The organism is Rhizobium sp. CB3171, from assembly GCF_029714265.1.
Lineage (GTDB): Bacteria > Pseudomonadota > Alphaproteobacteria > Rhizobiales > Rhizobiaceae > Rhizobium.
In genome coordinates this window covers 1,850,201-1,870,523 of sequence record NZ_CP121653.1, presented here as the reverse complement: position 1 = coordinate 1,870,523, position 20,323 = coordinate 1,850,201, and the positions used below count along the sequence as shown (strand labels likewise).

The following is a 20,323-nucleotide window of genomic DNA, read 5'->3' as shown; positions in this document are numbered from 1 at the left end:
GAGGATTTGTAATAGGCTGATCCTTGATGCTGGCGGTTCCCTACGTACCGGCTGCTCCGATGTAAACGATCTATGTCGCCGCTCTCTCACTTTGCAGAGCATGCGCTTTCTATAAGTCGATGACAAAGTCCGGACGGAAACCGCTGGTTTCTCGGTCACGCATCATCCCTCGCGGATGGCACACCACTCGCGTATCGCCGAACATATAGTCGCGGAACTTATGAATGTGGCCGTGAATCCAGAGCGACGGCCTGCAACGTGTGATCAGATCGGATAGATCGCTGGCGAACGCCGCGTTGCTGACTTGACCAAGGAAGGTTGGGTCCATGGACTGCATGAGCGGTGCGTGATGCGTCAGGACAATTGTGCGACCTTCGAACGGCTTCATCAGCCCGTTCTCGATGTAAGATCGGCTCTCATGGTGGCGAGCAAGGATTTCTTGGATGGTGATCAAGCCAGTTCAATGCTTGAGCCGAAATAGTCGTGGTTGCCGAGGACCACGACAACTGGCTTGTGCGGTTCGATCTCACGTCGTAGATAAGTGACGCTATCCGAAATATTCTCCGCGATGTCACCAGCGCAAATGCATACGTCGGCGTCTTGCGGAATGCGCACCGGTTCTCTCCACCGAGACTCCATCTGTTGCCAATGAATGTCGCTGATGATCCAAGCTCGCATCTGGCGTTCCTTTGAGAATGCGCAAATGTCTTACTGTCGGGCACTCATCGAAACACCAGCCCAGCCCTTGCAGCAGCTTCCCCGGAAAGGGGAGTATCAAGCATGTACCAACGCGAAAGCGTGCGGACAAAACGGCGTTTTTCGCTGACATAGAAGATCTCGCTTGTCCGACCGAGATGACCATCACGGATGTTCGGATGCCCGCTCATTCGTCCGTCCAGGCACGGGATAGTCCGAACGTCGATGGCAGGATAGCTCAAGGCAGAGAATTCCTTTGGCGTGAACTCGCCATTTTTGTTCCAGACGGTCTGCAAATCGAAGGCCAGCGACTGAATTCGCGGAAGAATTTCTTGCAGCTGTTTGCTGACCCAAGGATTCATCGATCTTCCCATTCCGATGGTTGCAAACTGGGAACTACGGTGAGTCCATTGGGGAATCACCTGCGGATCTTTGCTTCTGAGCTTTGGCGCTGTAATGCGTGGTCTCCAACAGAAGGAGATTGCGGAGCTTGCTGGTGTGCACCCGAAAGCCGTTGCAAGCCTGGAGATGGGACAACTTGCTCACGTGAGCGCAGAAGTCAGCAACAAAATTATTCGAGCACTCGAAGACAAAGGTCTCGAATTCACTCCAGCGACATTGTCGTACGGGGCAGGGGTCCGATAGAAATCGTCCGCAGGAAATCCGAACCAGCGTCGGTCAGCTGAGAATGAATAGCGATCCGTCTGGTCTGCGGCGAATGGACCAGCGCCGGGCCGAGGGACGAGCATGCGTTTGATGACGACTTAGCTTCGCCGCCAGATAAGTTTGAGCCGCCTGTTGCCGAAAACTCCTCAGAACTTCTGGCGACGTTGGGGAGTATAAAGACCTTCTTTCTTGCACGCGGACGTTCAATCCTGGGGAGTCGCTCTGGATTCTGATGCATCTGGGCGATCGATATGGTTTGGTACGAACGAGGCAATCATGTGTCGTAGATTTTCAGTCGCAAGAGCGGTTCTGGAAAGAAAAAGAAAAATCGCAGCGGGACACTATTGGCAACCAGAGACATGGACCGATTGGCGGCTACATTTCGTAGCTGGAGAGTTTGACGGTAAAACAATATGCGTACGCGCTGTAAGGTCTCACGAGCAGAAGCCAAACGATGTTCTTATGCTTGTTTGGCGTGTCGAGTTGCCACGACTTCAGCGAAGCCTGGCGCGAGGCATCCGCGAGGCAAACCGCATATTGTGCTCATGCGCTCCCTCGTTTGCGAACGCGTCTTTGCCAACGCCACCTGACAGTTTGATAGCTGAGCTAGCGGGGGATCTTTTCGATCTGAGCAGGCTGCGGCCAGCGCAAGCTTATCGGATTATCGAGCGATGTCACGAAGGCTGTCGTAGTGGGGCTGGGTGCCTTCATTGAGAAAACCCAGAAGCTCATGCTCAAATTGCTCTCCGAGTACGGTCGTGTGACCATAGCGAAAGCGGTGTTGAATAAGCCCTCCATATCTCTTGAGCATTAGAGGATGGGTGCGCGCCTTCCTGTCTTCGTAATCGTCCGTCGTCATGCCCATCGTCTCAATTGCAACTGTTCGCTCTTCACCGCGCCGAGCGAAGGTTACGACAAAATCGGGCTTGCAGCGGCCGATAGCACTATCCTCTAAAACCACCTCGACATCGAAAAGTGGTTTGCAAATCGAGATGCGAAAAATCGGATGATCCTTTTGAAGGCGTTTTAAAATTTCCAGGGTTTGACGCTCCAGATCGCTGTCGACCGGCATCCAGTCGTCATGTTTGTAGCAGGGTTGCATAAAGCTCCTGAGACCGAGCACCTTTGGTGCGGAGATATTTGGGAATGCATATCCCAAAATCGTTATGTACGGTGACCTCAAGGTAGATCTTGCCATCCCACCGAATACATGTGGCCTCGTGTTAATGAATGGCCCTTCCTTCCAACCTCTAATAACGAGCTCGAAAATATCATTTCTTCGTCTATAGCCATCTGCAACGCCGCACAGGAAACCCTGTGGTCGCGTGCCATCGGACCAATTAGCTGGTTCTGCGATAAATGCTTTCAATGAGCTGCTGTGGTTGATGCCCCGGACGTAGCCATCTTCACTATTGTCAATGGTGACCAGACGTCGTTTGAGCTTCAATTGTGTTGATAAGGGCAACGTTTGTGCCGCTTTCCAAGCTCGCACAGGGTGGGGAGTCTCGTCCTCGTGAAAAGGCGCTATGTTGAGCTCAGCGGCTTCCAGAAGGCGAAAGAGAACTGAAGATATCTTGGGGAGATTCAGACTGTTGCCGCCTCCGTCCTGATTGGATTCGCGATAGCTGGCCTCGCGACGCACGACATAGGGTCCGAAAACAGCTAGCGTGTCCTCTGTTGGTCTACGAGTAACGGGAAGCACTTCGCGCGCGCCAACTCGCTCTGCTTCTCTATTGGCAAAAACGCAATCCCGGTGATGTGCAAGGTTTTTGTCAGTGGGCTGCAAACGTTTCATCGTCGAGGGTCTTGCAGCCGACAAATAGGGATATTTTCTTCCCAGGACGTGACAGTCGCAACGAAGAAAATATTCATCCGTCTTCATTCTCTCGAATACATCTTCCGCCTCGCCGATCTCGTACTCTTCCATCGGTTCCAACGAAGTATAATATTTCTTAATATTGCTAGTTACTGTTGCGGATAGTTCCTCGACGATCTTCCGACTATCCCTAGCTACCAGAACAAGTGTCATGACTGTCTCCCGCGTTGACTGGGGCTACAGCTATCGGCAATCGGTCACAAAATGGTTTACCGAATGAATCTAGTCCCGTCCAAGGGAAGTCGCGCCTTTCGGTGAAAGCTCGATCTGGGACAGTCCCGTGAGCAAAAGCAGCGTTCTGCAAATTGATCGCCATAGCGCAATCGGATGGTTTAATCCACGGAATGCAGATTTGATCGCCAACTAGGTCTCTAAGCGTCGGGTTCGCGAATCGCTTGGCGTTCCATGCCATCGCCGCCGAATGCCTTCCGACCCGAGTATGGACCAGCACCGGGCGGAGATCCGGCCCACCATGTATCGGGGAAACTGTCACATGATTCATTATTTCCTAAACTGCTCTGATGGACGGCGATCTGCAGCGTCGTAACGCCGTTCTCGCTCATCATCGACTACAATAGTTTTCACGGGTGTAGCTCCCACGTCGACGGCCCTGACGATCGCGAAGTCGGTTCCAGTCGATGCAAATTTTGACCGGAGCTCAGCGATGTCGTCACAGAATTTGGTCTCCGCCTTCACGTCGTGCGCCGTGTCATGCGGAGAGGCCGTGCTCGTGAACGCAACGGCACGCATCTGGAGAGCTGCTTGCGGATTACCGCCAAGTTCAATTCCGGTGTTGGAATCCATTGTCCGCTTGAGAACGATGCGGCCGTTCTCGACCCATGCAGTTTCCATCCCTTCTTTGATCTCGTACCCGAGCTCGGCTAACCCCGATAGAAGCGTCCTCCGCCGATCAAATTCGGCCTTGGCCTTTCGCAGGTCCTCCAATAGCGAAGACGAGGAATCGATCATGACTTTGAGTTTACTGACTGGAGGATTGCCGATCTCGAGGCCGTCGATCTCTTCGAGCCGCTGGGCCGCAGCCTTGTTATTCAACAACGCGAGTTGTGCCCTCAAGGAGGCTAGCTCGGTCATTAAGCCGAACCGCTCCTTGGCATCGCGTTTGGCGGTCGCCACATCTATGGTTAGACTATCGATCAGCAGGGATTGCCTTGATGGGAGCTCGTCGGCTAGCGACTGCACCGGTTCTTCGAATGCAGATGCCGTGTGAGGATCAAGAGCTTTCAATTCGTCGAGCTGACGTTCTAAAGCCGAAAGCTTCGGATCGCTCTCTTTCATCTGGTGCTGCAACCAAGCTGCGAAAGAAGTCCGTTCCTCGTTTTGTGAGAGCGCGGATGCGAGTTCTAATTGGCGCTTTGATGGCTCCGAGGAAGCTTGCGACTGCGAAAACGATCCTACGGCCTTCGAGATCGCCGTTTCGATTTCCTGGAGCGAATAGCGGCCGGGGTCCGAAAGCTCTGCAGGTATCGGCATTTGCCTTTCCCGGAGCATTCGGGATACAGTTGCAGCCGTCGCGCGAAGCCGTTTTTCTTTCGTCCGTTTGGATGCCTTGGCGTCCGCTGCCTGCTGTAGACGATCCTCTACGTCAGAAGCCAAAAACGCGATTTCCGCAGGCACGCGCTTTTGTAGATCCGCAAACTTGTCAGCCGCGAGGAGCTGCTCCATCGCTGCAATCCGTGCTTGCACGGCGGAAATATCGACGTCGGTTATGGCGTCGTTTCGCTTGCCGACCCGCTCCCACTGTCCCGCTGCCGCTTTGAGCGCCGCTATATGACCTCGGCAAATATCGATCAATTCCTCGCGGGTGACGATCTTGACGACCTTCGGCCCACTCATTCGGCCGCCTCCTTGTACAGTGCAGCTTCGACGGCGCTCCGAAGACGCTGGCGCTCTTCTTCGGGGTTGTGGTACCAGCCGTGCGAAGAGACACGGTGGATATTGGGGATGGATCTCTTAAGGACACTGGGTCGCCAGATTTCGCGGGCACGGGCATTATCGAGAATCTTGTGACGCGGGGCATCGCATTCGATCCCCAGCCCGTAGAGCCCCGTTCGCGGATCCTCGATAGCAAAATCAAGTCCGAACGCGCTGCCGTCGTTGACGCGATGGGGCTCGACACCCAATTCGGAAAGGTACTCGAACACCGAGTTCGCGAAACCGTCGAGGGAATCTTCGCCGCGATATTGCGCGGCTGATCGCTCGGTTACCAAGCGATCGAGGAGCATTCGCCCGGTTGCGAAGTCGCCGTCAGACATTGTCCTTGCGTATTCGAGATACCCTTGGAGGTAGTCTCGCGGAACGGTCGGCTTGCGGCGGCTGGATAGCATGTCCGACACAAGCTCGATCGGCATGGACGTTACCATGATGACCTTCGCGCGGGCGCGGGTAACGGCGACGTTCAAACGGCGTTCGCCGCCCTTTTGTCCCAGGACGCCGAAATTCCTGCGGAAGCTGCCCTGCGCGTTGCGGCCGAAGGTCGAGGAGAAGATGATTACGTCGCGTTCGTCACCCTGAACGTTTTCAACGTTCTTCACGAAGAAGCCCACGTCTTCCCCGCCTTCCACACGGTCGCGCTCGCGAGCAAGCGTCGTCCTGAACTGTTCGTCCCGTTGTGCCCTGGCTTCAAGGACTTCATCAATCAGGTCGGCTTGCTTGCGATTGAAGGTTACGACGCCTACAGTGGGCTTGCGGCCGTCGGCGTTCCAAAGATCGGCCAACACGTCAACGACCTTCTCGGCTTCAATTTCGTTCTTCTGGTCCGCATAGACGCCATCTACGCGGATCACCTCTATCGGTCTAGCTCGGCGGATCTCGTCATCCGGATGACGAACCGGGACGCTCAGACGATTTGCATAGAAGGAAGCGTTAGAGAAGCCGATTAGTTCGCGGTAGGCAGAGCGGTAGTGGATTTGCAACGTCGTAGTAGGCATCACGGACTTCGCAAGCTGTAAAAGATCGGGGCAATCCTTAATCTCGCGACGGTTCCATGTGTCGTTGTAGGTTTCGCGCTCTACTTCCGTTGCATCCTCGTCCAGGTCTTCGCCGTCAAACACGTCGGCTTCATCGTTTTCGACCTTACTGGAGAAGAAGGCCGTCGGAGGCATCTGCTTTTCGTCGCCGCTGACGATGGCGATCTTGCCACGAAACAGGGTGGGCAATGCGTATTCGACGGGCATCTGTGACGCTTCGTCGTAGATGACGATATCGAACATGCCCTTTCGCAGCGGCAACACGCGGCTTGCGACATCCGGATTCATCAGCCAGACAGGTCGAAGTTCCATCAGCCCCAAATCGGGACCCTTTTCGAGGAATTCTCGTAAGCGCTGGGCTCTCTGTCCCCTGAGCCTCGTGATCGGTTCCCACTCGCGCTCGGATGCGATTTTTGATCCGTCAACGCCGTAAGCCAGCATCTGTTTGTTCGCTCGTTGCATCGCGCGTTCGTTGTCAGCGACCGTGCGGATCTTCGATTGCAATTCGGGCGTATCGTAGAGGAGCTGCGGGAAGTCGCTTTCAAGCTTCGCCTTCCAAGCCAATCGGGCTTCGCGGTTGACGATCTTCCTGACCTCGTCCTCGAGTTTTTGCGGCGGGATCGACTGCAAGTCGTTCCCCTTGGTGCGAAGCACCGCGAAGATCTCCATGGCTTCGGTGGGGAGGGCATTCAGTCGGATGCGGAAACGCTGGAAAGGTTCTAGGGTCGCAAGCGCATCGAATATCGCACCGATCGCCGTATCATTACCCTTGTCATCGTCGATGGCCCGCAATCTTGCCTCGACCCAGCCGGGTTCGAACCATTGTTCCGCGTTCGACAACGAGGCGCGGCTGAATTGCTTGGCTTCGTGGCGTTCGAACGCTTGGTCGGCGCTGTCACGTAGCTGCTCGTATTGGGCCAGCGTGGCTTTGGCAACGACCTCTGCCATGGCATCGGCCGATGGAAACGCGAATGCCGCATCGGCAAGCGCCTGTGTCTTTTCGAGGGCCGCATGGCGGTCGTCGGCCACGCGTATGAGCGTGTCCCAGGCCATCTCTCGGTTAACGAGGTTGTCGTCGTCCAATCCCTCAAGCGTCGCCATGAGAGCATCACGGAGCGGCCGCAATTGCAATTCCCATTCACCAGCCCTCAGCAGATCCGCCGGAGTTGTTCCTTCGAGACCTAACTCAGCCTTCCGAGCTTTGAGCCGCTTGGCTCGAAGCCAGCGGAACGGGTTCAGCTTTCCAAGTCCCGTCGGTTGTGTCGTAACGGCTCGCGCCAGTTCGACATCGGCCTGAAGGGCGCTGTCATCCAGCACGATCATCTGGCGACGGACGTTGTCAGCCGGAGAGCTGCCGTTCAACGAGCGCAAATGGCGAGCGACTTCGGAAAGTTCGTTCGCGATTTCAAGCGCTTTGCTTCCTGTACCAGCCCGCCGCCCGCAGAAGCGGAGCCATCGAGCCAAGTCAAGTCTCTCCCGATCTTCCAGATGCCGGAACTCTGCGTCGTTCCGATCGAACCACAGACGATACGGTTCGGGGTCGTTCATTGGGAGCGCGTGATCGGTCTTGGTGAGAACGGCGAGGCATTCGGTCTCGCGGTCGACAAAGGCTATGAAATCTCCATGGAACGCACACCTATTCGCTTCATCCGGATTGAAGATCTTGAGCGACGCCAATGCATTGCCCTCGAACTTCGACGGCAACCAGAAACGCGCCTGCGGAGCGCAAGCTTCGGCCAGAGCCGCGACCGCTCCCGGCTCCAATCGTCCCAAAAGCCGGCGCAACGCCGGGACATCCAACGGAACTCCCGAAGCTTCGAGCTCGATCAGTTCGCCAAGCAGTTCGCGGTACGATAACCCGGTGGTTTCGTCGATACGATGGAGCGCCTCATGATGGACATTGAGATCCTTTTCGATGGCCTCGATGCGCATGGCGAGGTTTTGGCGGTCCCTCCGCCAGCCCTGTGCTCCGGCCGCGCCGTGCTGCGCAGCCAACTGGTCACGGATGGCGGTAATGATTGGCTCGCGATCGCGATTGGTATCCGTGATCATAAAGATGCGATCTTCGAGGCCCTCGGCTTCCAGACGCTTCTTGACGACCTCGAGCGCAGCCTGCTTCTGGCATACGACAAGGAGGCTCTTCTTTCGCCCGATGGCGTCGGCGACCATGTTGACGATTGTCTGGCTCTTTCCCGTTCCGGGCGGTCCTTGGATGACAAGACCCGGGGCGTTTCTCGCCTCCAGCACCGCAGCCTCCTGCGACGGATCGCTGGCGACGGTGAAGTAGCGATCGAGTTCCGGAATTTTTGCGACCTCCGGCGCCTTGGGTTCGACCTCCGTGACCTTCAGAGCGGTTTCGAGCCCGCTGTCGCCCAGTTGCTTGCCCTTTAAGGCCCGCAGGTCTTCGACGATGGCTTGCCCCATGTAGGCGAGATGGAAGAAAACTCCGGCGCAGACGATCTTAGGCCGACCGATATCGACTGCGGTGTCTTTCCCAGGGAGCGGCCCGAGCTGGCGAACACCGAGTTCGGCCAACCCGCCGAAGCCGTCAACTACGTCGGCGGCAGTAAGGGTCGACCGACCGAGCAGATCGTTCGCTGCTTCCTGCCAGCGTCGCGCTGCATCAATGCCGAACATGCCTTCGAATGCGGGATTGAGGCGCACTTCCTCACGGTCTCGATCAAACCCGATCGACGCGTGTCCACGGTTTCCTACCTCGGGAATAATCTTGATTGGCCATAGGAGAATCGGCGCAATTCGGGTCCGTGTCCGGTCTTCACGATGTAGCAGGAAAGGAAAGCCGAGATACATTCCGTCGATGCCCGTATCCCGCTTGTACAAAGTGGAGTGGGCATGGAGGCTCCGCATCCGGCGCTCAAGCGTATCCGATACACCGATTGCAGCGGGATCAAGCATCTGTGTCTGGTCGGTTCGAGCAAGGATGTGGTCAAGAAGGGCAGGGGCCGGACGGCGCTCCGTGCCCAGTTCCGTGACGTCCACACGTGGCGTCGTTTTGCCGATCGTCATTTTAGTTAGAGGGCCGCGAAGGATGCTTCCCGAGATCTTCTTCGAGAAATACTCAAGCAACGTAGATACATATGCCTGCTTCGGCGGCTCCAGCCAATGTTCGCTGGGTACCGAAAGCAGGACCAGCGATCGGTCGAGACTTATCCTGCGATCCAGACGGAATTGGTCCGCCCATTCGTCGACCCGCTCAATGCCGCTGCGTGAAAAGCCGTTGAGGCGGTCGTCGATCATTGCATGGAGATCGCGCCGCGAGTGCTGTAGGAATTGCCGAGCATCTTCACGATCGAAAAAATGCACCCCGGCGCGATCAGCCGTTTTGGCCGCTTCATCGAGGATTTCGTCAACCGACCGGAATTGGCTTACTTCTGCCGACAGAAGGAGAATGAAGTCTTCTTCCGTTGTTTGACGTCTTTCGATCAGGGAGTTGAGTCCGGGATGATCAGTGTCTGGGAAGATGCGTCTCCGTTCAGCCCAGAGCGCCGCCAACCTGGCTTTTGAGGTCGACAGCAGATGGATTTGCAGGTCTTCCTCGTTTAACTGAATCGAAAACTGCTTTGCCTTCTCCCGGACCGAAAGCCCTCGCTGCTTCATTCTCTGAAGCCACTCTTCTACACCCAGTCGGTGCAAAAACTCGGTCGCGGGACCAAAAATCAGCTCTGTGCCTTCCACCGGATGGTCGAGCAACCATCCGGGGGTGACGATATTCCCCCTGACGATGAGCGGCATGGAGGGATGCAGGATTTTCAACGCAAGCGAAAGCTTTAGGTCGTCCATCAAGCCTTCTGTGTGGGAAAGGCGACGGATGGCCGCCTGCGTCACGGTATCGACACCTGCGTCTTCGACCCATGCTGCGACACTCCCTCGGGAGACCTGGTTTCGGGCCTCGTCCCAGTTCCCCGGCTCCGCTGCCGCCAATGCGTAGCCGGATGGCTTGCGGAATTCCCTTCCTCCCAGAGAAATGGCAGCCCGGCCGTCGAGCTCCACTGTTTGTTGTTGCGTGTCTGATACCGGGACGTCTTCACCGTCGTACCAAGCCCTGACCTCGCGCCACTGCCAGCGGTCACGGTGGTCCCGTGTCAGCAATCCTCGCAGCAAAGTCGCGATCGTCGGTGGAATATCAGCTGGAATCTCAACGCCGTTTGTAATGATGTGGATCAGCAGGGCATGTGAATTAACACCCTCGAAGCATTTTCCGGCGGTGGCGATCTCGAGGACAATCATGCCCAAACTCCACCAGTCGGAAGCTGCCGAAACCCCTCCCGCAATAGCTTCCGGAGCCATGTAACGTGTGGTTTCCAAGGGGGCGACGATGTCCAGATCGTAGTCTGAAAGTCGGGCTGATCCGAAACCGCTGATCACGAGATCCAGCGGTTCCGCCGTTCGGATCAGGATGTTGGATGGGCGAATGTCACGGTGGCGCAAGCCTGCTTGCGAGAACGAGCCGAGTGCCTTCCCGATCTCGAATGTGATGGTCCGCAAGACCTGCGGGTCAGCTGAATTCGATGCGAGATGCTCAAGTGTCCCGCCGGTGATCTCTTCGCTGATTTCGTATGCCCGGTCGTTCCATCGGCCGATCTCGAAAATTTCGGGCAGGTGATCGAGCGGCATATTGCGGATTGCGTCGTAGACGGCGGTGTCCGGTTCCGCTCCGTCCGCATAAAGTGTCAGGACGCCCTTTTGTCCGCTAACTGGGTTCGTCGCGATAAACCGCTCGCGGACGGCGCTCGACGAAGTGATCCGTGATTCAACGGTCCACCCGCTTATTTCGGTCGGAACCGACGCCGAAACCGGATTCGTGTCGATAGCAGAGTCCGAGACAACAGCGACAGGGGCGGGGCTGTCTATTTCGATCTCCGCCCCACAAGTCAGGCAAAGAAGATCGCCCTCTTCTATGGGATGGCCGTTCGGGCAGGTCCAAGCATATGCTACCGGAGCACCTGAAGTCGGAACTGATGACCCAACGTTGATAGGTTGGTCGCTGCTCATTCCCGGCTCACGAATTGCCACCGACGTCAGGTCCCAATTGCAGGTCTTTCCATCGGCAACGACATTTTCGCAGAAGAATTCACTCAGCGGCCGCTCGGTATTGCAGTTTGGACAAAGTCTAATCATGGGGCTTGCCTCGACGTGCTCCGCTTGTGGAGCGGTCTTGCGTGGTGAGAACGGTGTGGTGTTGATTCGACAGATGCCGCGACAGCTTTTCGAAGTCTCTCCGTGCAGGGATACCCGCCATCCAGACTGTGCCGTCGGCATCCATCATCAGATCGAATTTCTTCTCGCCGGGCTGGATGGCGCGCTCATACGCGGCGAAGCGCGTTTCGCCAAGTGGGGTCAGCCGATGAAGTCTCTGGTTATCGCTGCCTCTCAGGACTTTCGTCTGGGTAGCGTCGATGAGGTATGGATCGGAGATCAGCGCGTCTACCAGGCCATTCATCCTCTCAAGATAAGGCATGAGCTTTTCAATCGGGTAGCCGGAAAACACCAGGATGTCCGCTTCAGAGCGACGTCGAAAAGCTTGCAAGAGTTCGGTCAGCGCATCTGGTTGATCAAAAGGCTCGCCACCCGAAACGGTCAAGCCTTCGCCAGCGGGCAGCCATCGATCGATTGCATCAATGATGGCCTCCACGTCCGTTGGATCCCGGCCTGCGGCCCAGGTGTCGGCTGAAATGCAGCCAGGACATCGTATCGAACATCCCTGGAACCAGATGCCGATACGGTTGCCCGGGCCAAGGGTCGTGATCGGGAAATGTAACCGTGACAGTGCGATCGAGGTCATGATGTCGGTTTCTCGGTGATCTCCAGCGCGATCATCGGTTCAATCTGTATCGCGTTAACGACGAAGGCACCTTCCGTCTTGCCGGAGTCAAAGAGCGCCCGTGACAGCGGGTTGGCAAGGTAAGCTTCGACCTTATTCCGGATGCCGCGGCCACCGTTTGAAAGGTCCGTTAGACATTGTTCGCGAAGATCGGCTTCGGCGAATGCCGAAAGCGAGACGTCGTATCCAATTGATCGCGTCTGATCGAGCAGTCCCCGGACGATCTGGGCAAAAATCTGCTCGGCGATGGGTCTGCGGATGAAGTCGAAGACGATGACGTTTTCGCCCATGCGATTTAGGATTTCGGGGCGATTCAAGACGAGCTTAAAGTGCTGATCGATCTCCTCGCGTACCTTTGCCTCTACGTCCGCATAGTCATCGCTCGGTTTCACATTCGCAATTCTGGCTCCTGAGGTATCAGTCCGATAAATCCCGAGGTTCGAAGTAAACAGGATAATCGCTTCGGAGAAATATACGCGATCTCCACGACCGGATGTCAGAACGCCGTCGTCGAGAATTTGCAGAAACTTGTCGAGGATCCGTGGATGAGCTTTCTCGATCTCGTCGAAGAGCACGACGCTGAAGGGCTTTTCCCGGATCGCGTTCGTAAGTTCGCCGCCTGCATCGTAGCCGACGTAGCCGGGAGGCGCTCCTATCAGCCGCTGGTCAGCGTGTTCAGCGCTGAACTCCGACATGTCGAAACGAATGTAGGCGGCCTCGTCACCGAATAGGAGGCTCGTGATCGTTTTCGCCAGCTCGGTCTTCCCGACGCCTGTCGGTCCGGCAAGAAAGGCGACGCCTCGAGGCCGTCCATTCGAGGACGACCTGCCAACGCCCATCACTGCTCGCTTGATAATATCAAGCATGTGGACGACAGCGTGGCGCTGACCTTTGACTCGCAAGCGGATGAAGTCTTCGCCTCCCGCGATCCGGGCACGATCGATCCTACGCCAAGGGTCATCGGTGACACCGACCTTGTAGCGGCGGATAGCGTCTCCGATCTGCCGAACGGACAGACTGTCGTTCCGGCCCAGCTGAGCTATCGCGTTCATGTCCGACAGCAGCAGCCCGTCCGTCAGACTCACGAAGGTATCGGCGGCCTTGTCAAAATCCTCAGAGGAGGCCTCACGGGCGTCCGGCAGTCCGCGAAGAATGTTTGGAGCGATGGATTTGCGGATAAGGTTGTCAGGGGTCGCGATCGGGATATGCCGGATTTTGGGATTTTCGACCATGAACCAATCGGGTAAGTCGGATTCCTTATCTGCGATCCAGATCACGGTGTTATAGAACGGCCTTCGATTTTCGCCCGACGGTCTTGTTCTCGCATTCGACGAGCAGATTTGTGCCCGGGCAAACAAAGCCTGTTCTGCCGCCAGGAGAGCGTCGCTTCGATTGACCAGCCTCGATGCAAAGTCGACAATGAGTGCAACTGGCTCGCCCTTGGCTTCGACGAAAGCTGGAAAGGCCGCCGTTAGGCTTTCCAGTCCGAGGCCTCCAACCGGTTGGTTCTCGATCCCCAATCTTCCCAGTACCGTGGCCGCATCGACGCCCGGGACCGCAGCGGCAAGGCTGAAGCCCAACATCGGCGTGAATACGACGACGTCCCTATAGCCTTGGGCACGTAATTCGCTATCGAGACAGTGCATGAGGGGGATAGCGGCGACTATCCCCGGCTGCAATTCGTATGCCTGTAGATCGCGTACGTTCCCAGTAAGAACGAGTTGGCTTTTAAGCGACAAAAACCGAGAAAGGTCTCGCAGCCAACGGGATTTCGATATTGCGGTGTCGATCACTGTGCCCTCCGTCGCAGACCTTATAAGACGTGCCTGCAGTTGAATAGGTGCCATTAAAGCACAATCATCCCTTTTTAAACGGGTACGGTTTGAACTGCGTTTCCAATAGGCGCCCCTGGATAACCCCCTCATCCTAAAATTATCCCCGAGGACCGGAACCGTGCCCCCGCCCGCAGTTAATTAAAGCGGAAATCTTGGGTTGACGCTGATATCTGCGTTTCCGCTGAAGGCTTTATCCAGGAGGCTGACATTCTGTTGTCGAATTTGAAGTTCGTCCTCCAGGCGCAAAAATCTTGGAATGTGGGCTTCGAAACTCCCCGCAGCGCACCGGCATTCGAGGACAAGGAAAGCTGCGTGATACGGCAAAATTTGAATTAACTTGGAGCAATGGCCCGACATCCGCCGCGAGCGCTTACCCCTTGATTTTTGGCCCCCAAACCTCGATATCGGGTGCAAACCGAGACCAATTCGAATGACGGGAAACGCGATGAGCGACCAGGCAAAAGACGAACGCACGTCCGAAGATATGGTAGGCACCGGGGCTTCCGGCGAGCGTGCGGAAGTTGGCGGCGGCGGCAATCACGAAGCGCTTGAGCGGCTGCTGAAGGAAAACGAGGAACTGAAGGACCGCGCGCTGCGGGTCGCGGCCGAAATGGAAAATTTGCGGCGGCGCACCACGCGCGACGTGCATGATGCGCGCACTTACGCGGTGGCCAATTTCGCACTCGACATGCTGTCGGTGTCGGACAATCTGCGCCGCGCGCTCGATGCCATTCTGGCCGAGGCCAAGGCCTGCGGTGATGCCGGCTTCAAGGCGCTGATCGAGGGCGTCGATCTCACCGAGCGCGCCATGCTTTTGGCGCTGGGACGGCACGGCGTGAAGAAGCTTGTGCCGGAGGGTGAGAAGTTTGACCCGAACTTTCACCAGGCGATGTTCGAGGTGCCTAGCCCGGAGGTTCCGGCTGGCACCGTCGTCCAGGTGGTGCAGCCAGGTTATACCATCGGCGATCGGGTGCTGCGGCCGGCCATGGTCGGTGTCGCCAAGGGTGGGCCGGAGGCAGGCGCCGCGTCGAAGGTCGAGCCAGGCCCGGTGAACGAGCAGGCCGAGAAGGTGCTTGATAGTGAATAGGGAAGCTGGCTACCAACCGCACAGTTTCGTGGTATTCACGATGCGGTTGTGACGATCTAACGGCTTTGGATTGAACTATTACGCCCTCTGAATGGCGTCGGGTGAAAAGGGAGCGCAGGGCAGATGTCGGCTTGGAAAGACGTATGCCCCAAAACGGTTTGCGTCGCCTGCGCGAAGCTTGGTTTTCGGTCACTATCGTGCCTTCAAATGCTTGCAATTAACCCGCCGTCGATCCTGCCGATCATTGCGAGAAGAGCAACGATATCAGCTGGTGAAGGAAGACGGCGCGCGCAAGAGCATGGCCGCTTTCGCCCTCGTTGAGATGTAATGCGATTCTCGCCTGGTTCTGTTGCAAACTTCCTGGTTGCAGGTGGCATGGGATTGATTCAGGGTTTCGCGCGACAACATCTCACCTGATCAAAGTGAGGAATATTCTCTGCGCTTACGAAACGAGAGCGGGGTTTGCAACGCTCCTCTTCGGCTTTTCCGCAGTGCGAACTCTCCTTGTTCCGCCTCACGCGAAATACTCCACTATCGCTGTCCATCGAGACTATCGCATTCGCTGACGCCTGATCACGGCTTCAGCCTGACGTTGAAGAAATACGAGGGCGACGGTGGAGTAGCGATATCCAAATTCCGCGAACAATGTAAGATATACGCATGGAAGAGAGAATCGAGACGGCATTTTTCTCTAGGATCTAGAAGAAGTGCACAAAGGGTTAACCTTCTTCGATACGTTATCGTCATCACTATTTTTATGCAATTAAGTGATGGTGGTTTTTGAGCTCGGATTTTTCATATTCACTTAGTCGGCTCTTTAAACTCCTTCGCCATCTGCGAAACGATAGAGGCGGCAACGTCGCCATCGTCACTGCCCTCGCCATGGTGCCCATGCTCCTCGCTGTCGGAGCGAGTTTCGACTATATCCGGGCCTACAATGTCAGGCAGAGCATGCAGAGCAATCTTGACGCGGCCTTGATCGCCGCCGTCAAACAGATCGACACCGAAGACACCGACGCTCTCAAGGAAAAGGTTTCTGACTGGTTCCATGCGCAGGTGGAAAGCAGCTATACGCTTGGCGACATCGAAATCGATACGAGCAACCATCGCATAACGGCGACGGCAAGCGGCACCGTTCCGACGACCTTGATGCAGCTCGCGAATATCACTACCGTTCCCGTCAGCGTAGCAAGTGCCGTCAAAGGGCCGGCCACGTCCTATCTCAACGTGTACGTCGTCATCGACAAATCCCCTTCGATGCTTCTGGCGGCAACGACTGCAGGTCAGCAGACCATGTATTCTGGCATCAGATGCCAGTTCGCCTGCCACACGGGCGACGAACACACAGTCAGCGGCACGTATTATGCCAACAACTACGCCTATAGTATCGCAAAGAAAATAAAGCTGCGCGCCGACGTCGCCGTGGACGCCGTCGGTGAAGTGCTCGATATGATCGACGAATCCGACAGCAATCATACACGTATCAAAGTCGGACTATATAGCTTGGGGGACACAACCACGGAAGTTCTGGCTCCGACCCTGGATACCACGACTGCGCGCAAACGCCTGTCCGATGACAGTTACGGCCTCACAAGCGCGACGTCGACGACTTATACTTATTTTGACGTCGCCTTGACGGCGCTGAAGAAGTTGGTCGGTACCGGTGGGGACGGCACCTCCTTGGCCAAACCGCTCAAACTGGTTCTCCTGCTGACGGATGGCGTGCAATCACAGCGCGGATGGGTGGTTAAGGGCTCAAGCACGTTGAAAAAGGTGGCGCCGCTAAATCCGGACTGGTGCGGCTACGTCAAAAACCAGTCCGCGACCATGGCGGTTCTTTACACCGAATATCTGCCGATCACCACGGACTGGGGTTACAATGCCACCGTCGGCGCGACCATGGCGAGCGCCAATTGGAAGAGCAACTGGGGCGGCACCATGGATAGCGGCGTATCGACCAGCATCACGAGACGCGACTACATCCCCTATGCGCTTGCCGACTGCGCATCCTCCAAGAGCCTGTTCATTTCTGCCTCGTCGTCAGCAGACATCACGACAGGTTTGTCAGCGCTCTTTACGCAATATCTCTCATCCGTTCGGCTGACCCAATGAAGCAAGCGAAAAACCGTTTGCACTCCTGCGCCGCTTCCTCGCCGATCGCCACGGCGTCGCCGCGATCGAATTCGCGATCTTCTACCTGGCAGGTGACACAAAACGTTCGCAGACAAGCTCTCATTGTGCCAAGCCCACCGCATCGTCGACGACGAGCTTGCCAGTACGCTAAGGTCAAATAATAAGGTACGCAATCGTTTTGCGCACCGGCTGATGTTTGACGTTTCCAGGCGATGTCAAAAATCACTCTTCTCTCAGAATTCTCGCCGAATCGCCAAGTAACGGACGTTTCTGGTGACGGACTCACGAACCTCCGCTTCACCGTGGCTATGTTTTTGGAATTCGAGCGCATCTACGACCCAAAGCTCGCCGAACTCAGCAAGGAATAGGGGTTTCATCGCGGCAACTTGTTGGAACTTGCAGTTTCCATGTTCAGCAGCGATCCCCATAGCTGCCAGTCAAACTCACGTTTGCACGCGCCTCCGAGGAATTCATCGGTTCGACGGACATAAATGTTTGAATCCGACCCCCAGGCTGTATCCGAACAGATTTATCGCTGTGCCACGGCGGCTCAATCTGAACTTGGCCCGCATTGCATATCAATGCGGATTGCAAGGGGCTAAACTGCTCCGCACTTATTCCGACGGAATATCGGAGACTTCTTTAGAAAACGTCATAGCGACCACTTCTCCGTGTAGGTGGCGTTGAAAAATTCCCGAATCGCCTGTAATCAGGAGCAGTTGCTTTCGGATACGCACCTTTATGTCCTTCCTCTTTTGCAAAGCTGATCATCACCTCGAGGTCATAGACCGCGCCTCGATGACCTTTCGCTCCGAACACAGTTTCCTGCTTGAAGCGACCGTGCCGAGCCGCTTCTTCCATCACGATTACTTTTGGACTGGTTCGGGCGCCGAACGCGAGACACTTCCCGAAGTTGTCTCTGAAATCGACAATTGGGGCTTCCCGCAGCACAGGATTCATGGTCCCCTTATTGTAGAGGGAAACGCGCGAATCCTTGTAGTCGATCTAGGAAGAACGCTTAGACCTTGTGAGCAGACGACAGTGCATTTTCGTCACAGGATGAAAGATTTGAGAGGCACGTTCAAACCGATGCTTCAGGTGCGCCCGTCGTCGCAAGTGCGCGGGGAGATCACGTTGAAGCTAACGGTGCCAAACTGGCGTGGCCTCGAGGTGAACTTCCGTCAATTCACACACGATACGGAAAAGATACTTGTCTCGAGCAAGGTTGAACCGAAAGAATTGGACGACGGCCGGCTTGAGTTCGAGGCAATAATCGTTAACCCGAATAGTGGAAACTTCGGGCACAAGCTTGAATGGACCCACTATGAAACGTAGACAAAGTGTGAAGTCCGCACTAGCTAGTTTCCGTCCACAAACATACGTATTTCGGCGCGTTTACAAGGGCTTGTGCTTGGAGGAGAGAGTAGTTTAGGGCGACCGACAGGATCATGGGCGCTTGTTGTTGGACAGTATACAGTTGGCGGCGCTGAGGCGTACGCCATGAAGGCCGGCATTGGTAGCGACGGCGTAATTCCAAAAGCTAGTCGGAGTTCAGGTCGGTTTGAGGCGGGTGAAGAGGACGAGGTTGTAAGCCACAACGGAGGACCAGACGTAGGTCTTGAAGTGGTCAAGGCCCCGCCAGGTGCAGCGTGCCAAGCCGTAGGCACGCTTGAGGCATGATATTCCGGCTTCGATACCGGCGCGGAAGTTGCGCAGCTTGCGATAGACCCAATTGCTTCTGACCATGTCCTCGACCTTGAGGCCAGCTTTTTTGTGGAATGCCATGTCGCGAACGCCCCAGGTCTTGGCTGTGGCCAGGTTGCCGCGACTGGCAAAGCCGCCGTCGGCCGCCGCCTGCCGCGGCGCGTGTCCATAGACGGCGATGTGGCGCTCCAGCATTGGCAGCAGCCGCTCGCTGTCGGGCGGATTACCCGCCTCGATCACGAGATCGAGGATCATGCCGCTTCTGCCGGTGGTCAGGTTGAGCTTGTGGCCGTATTCGGTCTCGCGGCTACCTTTGACGATGATATCGGCATGGGGTTCGAACAGGCTTACCAGCTTCTCGCCCGCCGGCAGCTTCTCTCCCGCCAGTACTCGCCGCTCGCTCTGTTTGATGATGCGTTCGATCAGCGGTCGATAGCGGCAAACCTGGGCCTGCCAGAGTTGGACGAGCGGATTGCTCGCCACGCCCAGTCGCTCGGTTGCCTGCTTCAGATATGCCAAGGTCGCGCGGGCGATCGCGATCAGCTCACGGTAGAGCCGGGCCCGATTGGGCTGACCGCGTGTGAACTGGATTTTGCGGGCACGCTTCTTGGCCGCGCGGCAATGATCGCGCCATGCCAGGCCGGCGCCGACCAAGGTATCTGCCTTCTTCAGCAGGCGCACCATGACCCGCACGGCATCCCACAGCAGGCTGCTGTCGCTCGGTTCGTGTATGAGTGCTGAGGTCACTGTACTGTCCAGCCGCACGACCGTGCCGTCCTCCAGCTTCGCCTGCCGAGCGCTCGACAGCAGCGCCCGATTGATCGCTTCCCAGGTCTCGGGTCGGATCGCGCTGATCGTCTTTTGCAGCACTGACTTTTGCGGGCTCCATGACCACGGCAGACGCGCAAAGGCCCGAAACGATGCGGAGTCCTCGAGATGGAACGCCAGTTCCTGGTAGCTCAGCTGCCGGTATTGCTTGAGCAATGCGCAACGCAGCACTGCCTCGGCCGGCAGCCCTTGCCGTCCGGTGGGCTTGACACCGTGCCGACCCAGATCCCGACCCACCAAGCCAAACAGATCGTGATGCTCGTCCAGCCACTGCGACATCGCCTTCAGTTCGTGGCCGATCTCGTGCGTAGCGAAAACATCGAATATACTGGCTTGGACGGTGCGTTCTTGGCGCATTGTCGGCTCCGGCGGTTGCAGATTGTGCTTCGGAATCAGTGGCATGAGCCCAAAGTATACCTGAAACCGCCGGGCCTTACCCGCGCAAAATTCAGATTCACGTAATAATATCAATAAGTTGTCGTTTGTGGACGGAAACTAGCTAGTTTCCGTCCACAAACATACGTATTTCGGCGCGTTTACAAGGGCTTGTGCTTGGAGGAGAGAGTAGTTTAGGGCGACCGACAGGATCATGGGCGCTTGTTGTTGGACAGTATACAGTTGGCGGCGCTGAGGCGTACGCCATGAAGGCCGGCATTGGTAGCGACGGCG

General features: G+C 56.4%; 12 protein-coding genes. 3 read left to right on the top strand and 9 right to left on the bottom strand.

What is annotated here, in order from left to right; all coding sequences use genetic code 11:
• Window positions 1-109: 109 nt before the first annotated feature.
• From QA648_RS27880 to QA648_RS27845, 8 genes are all read right to left on the bottom strand, one after another.
• On the bottom strand, window positions 110-454 hold the full coding sequence (locus tag QA648_RS27880) for a hypothetical protein (protein WP_283052036.1): 345 nt from the start codon (window positions 452-454) through the stop codon (window positions 110-112).
• Window positions 451-678 carry a metallophosphoesterase family protein gene (locus tag QA648_RS27875; RefSeq protein ID WP_283052034.1) on the bottom strand — a complete coding sequence of 76 codons (228 nt, stop codon included), beginning with the start codon at window positions 676-678 and terminating at the stop codon, window positions 451-453. Before QA648_RS27875 ends, QA648_RS27880 begins: the two co-directional genes overlap by 4 nt.
• A 44-nt stretch (window positions 679-722) precedes the next feature.
• A complete protein-coding gene (locus tag QA648_RS27870) occupies window positions 723-1,058 on the bottom strand; it encodes a hypothetical protein (protein ID WP_283052032.1) in 336 nt (111 codons plus the stop codon).
• A 965-nt stretch (window positions 1,059-2,023) separates the two neighbouring features.
• On the bottom strand, window positions 2,024-3,391 hold the full coding sequence (locus QA648_RS27865) for a hypothetical protein (protein WP_283052030.1): 1,368 nt from the start codon (window positions 3,389-3,391) through the stop codon (window positions 2,024-2,026).
• Window positions 3,392-3,739: 348 nt separating this feature from the next.
• A complete protein-coding gene (locus QA648_RS27860) occupies window positions 3,740-5,092 on the bottom strand; it encodes a hypothetical protein (RefSeq protein WP_283052029.1) in 1,353 nt (450 codons plus the stop codon).
• A complete protein-coding gene (locus QA648_RS27855) occupies window positions 5,089-11,364 on the bottom strand; it encodes an AAA domain-containing protein (RefSeq protein WP_283052028.1) in 6,276 nt (2,091 codons plus the stop codon). The genes QA648_RS27860 and QA648_RS27855 overlap by 4 nt, the downstream gene beginning before the upstream one ends.
• On the bottom strand, window positions 11,357-12,028 hold the full coding sequence (locus QA648_RS27850) for a 4Fe-4S single cluster domain-containing protein (RefSeq protein WP_283052027.1): 672 nt from the start codon (window positions 12,026-12,028) through the stop codon (window positions 11,357-11,359). The genes QA648_RS27855 and QA648_RS27850 overlap by 8 nt, the downstream gene beginning before the upstream one ends.
• Window positions 12,025-13,860, bottom strand: a complete 1,836-nt coding sequence (locus QA648_RS27845) for an AAA family ATPase (RefSeq protein WP_283052025.1) — start codon at window positions 13,858-13,860, stop codon at window positions 12,025-12,027. The genes QA648_RS27850 and QA648_RS27845 overlap by 4 nt, the downstream gene beginning before the upstream one ends.
• A 487-nt stretch (window positions 13,861-14,347) precedes the next feature.
• Here QA648_RS27845 and grpE point away from each other — a divergent pair, with 487 nt between their 5' ends.
• From grpE to QA648_RS27830, 3 genes are all read left to right on the top strand, one after another.
• Window positions 14,348-14,989: a nucleotide exchange factor GrpE gene (gene grpE / locus QA648_RS27840; protein WP_283052023.1), complete on the top strand. Its 642-nt coding sequence runs from the start codon at window positions 14,348-14,350 to the stop codon at window positions 14,987-14,989.
• Window positions 14,990-15,769: 780 nt separating this feature from the next.
• Window positions 15,770-17,101 carry a TadE/TadG family type IV pilus assembly protein gene (locus QA648_RS27835; RefSeq protein ID WP_283052022.1) on the top strand — a complete coding sequence of 444 codons (1,332 nt, stop codon included), beginning with the start codon at window positions 15,770-15,772 and terminating at the stop codon, window positions 17,099-17,101.
• A gap of 762 nt (window positions 17,102-17,863) precedes the next feature.
• On the top strand, window positions 17,864-18,457 hold the full coding sequence (locus QA648_RS27830) for a hypothetical protein (protein WP_283052020.1): 594 nt from the start codon (window positions 17,864-17,866) through the stop codon (window positions 18,455-18,457).
• A 216-nt stretch (window positions 18,458-18,673) separates the two neighbouring features.
• Here QA648_RS27830 and QA648_RS27825 read toward each other — a convergent pair whose 3' ends face one another.
• The gene (locus QA648_RS27825) at window positions 18,674-20,011 is read right to left on the bottom strand and encodes an ISNCY family transposase (RefSeq protein WP_283046984.1); all 1,338 of its coding nucleotides are present in this window, start codon (window positions 20,009-20,011) and stop codon (window positions 18,674-18,676) included.
• Window positions 20,012-20,323 lie beyond the last annotated feature (312 nt).

Excerpts from the sequence above, each read along its gene's own strand:
- QA648_RS27875 (WP_283052034.1), bottom strand. The coding sequence starts at position 678 with ATGCGAGCTTGGATCATCAGCGACATTCATTGGCAACAGATGGAGTCT.
- QA648_RS27870 (WP_283052032.1), bottom strand. The coding sequence starts at position 1,058 with ATGAATCCTTGGGTCAGCAAACAGCTGCAAGAAATTCTTCCGCGAATT.
- QA648_RS27865 (WP_283052030.1), bottom strand. The coding sequence starts at position 3,391 with ATGACACTTGTTCTGGTAGCTAGGGATAGTCGGAAGATCGTCGAGGAA.
- QA648_RS27860 (WP_283052029.1), bottom strand. The coding sequence starts at position 5,092 with ATGAGTGGGCCGAAGGTCGTCAAGATCGTCACCCGCGAGGAATTGATC.
- QA648_RS27855 (WP_283052028.1), bottom strand. The coding sequence starts at position 11,364 with ATGATTAGACTTTGTCCAAACTGCAATACCGAGCGGCCGCTGAGTGAA.
- QA648_RS27850 (WP_283052027.1), bottom strand. The coding sequence starts at position 12,028 with ATGACCTCGATCGCACTGTCACGGTTACATTTCCCGATCACGACCCTT.
- grpE (WP_283052023.1), top strand. The coding sequence starts at position 14,348 with ATGAGCGACCAGGCAAAAGACGAACGCACGTCCGAAGATATGGTAGGC.
- QA648_RS27830 (WP_283052020.1), top strand. The coding sequence starts at position 17,864 with ATGTCCTTCCTCTTTTGCAAAGCTGATCATCACCTCGAGGTCATAGAC.
- QA648_RS27825 (WP_283046984.1), bottom strand. The coding sequence starts at position 20,011 with ATGCGCCAAGAACGCACCGTCCAAGCCAGTATATTCGATGTTTTCGCT.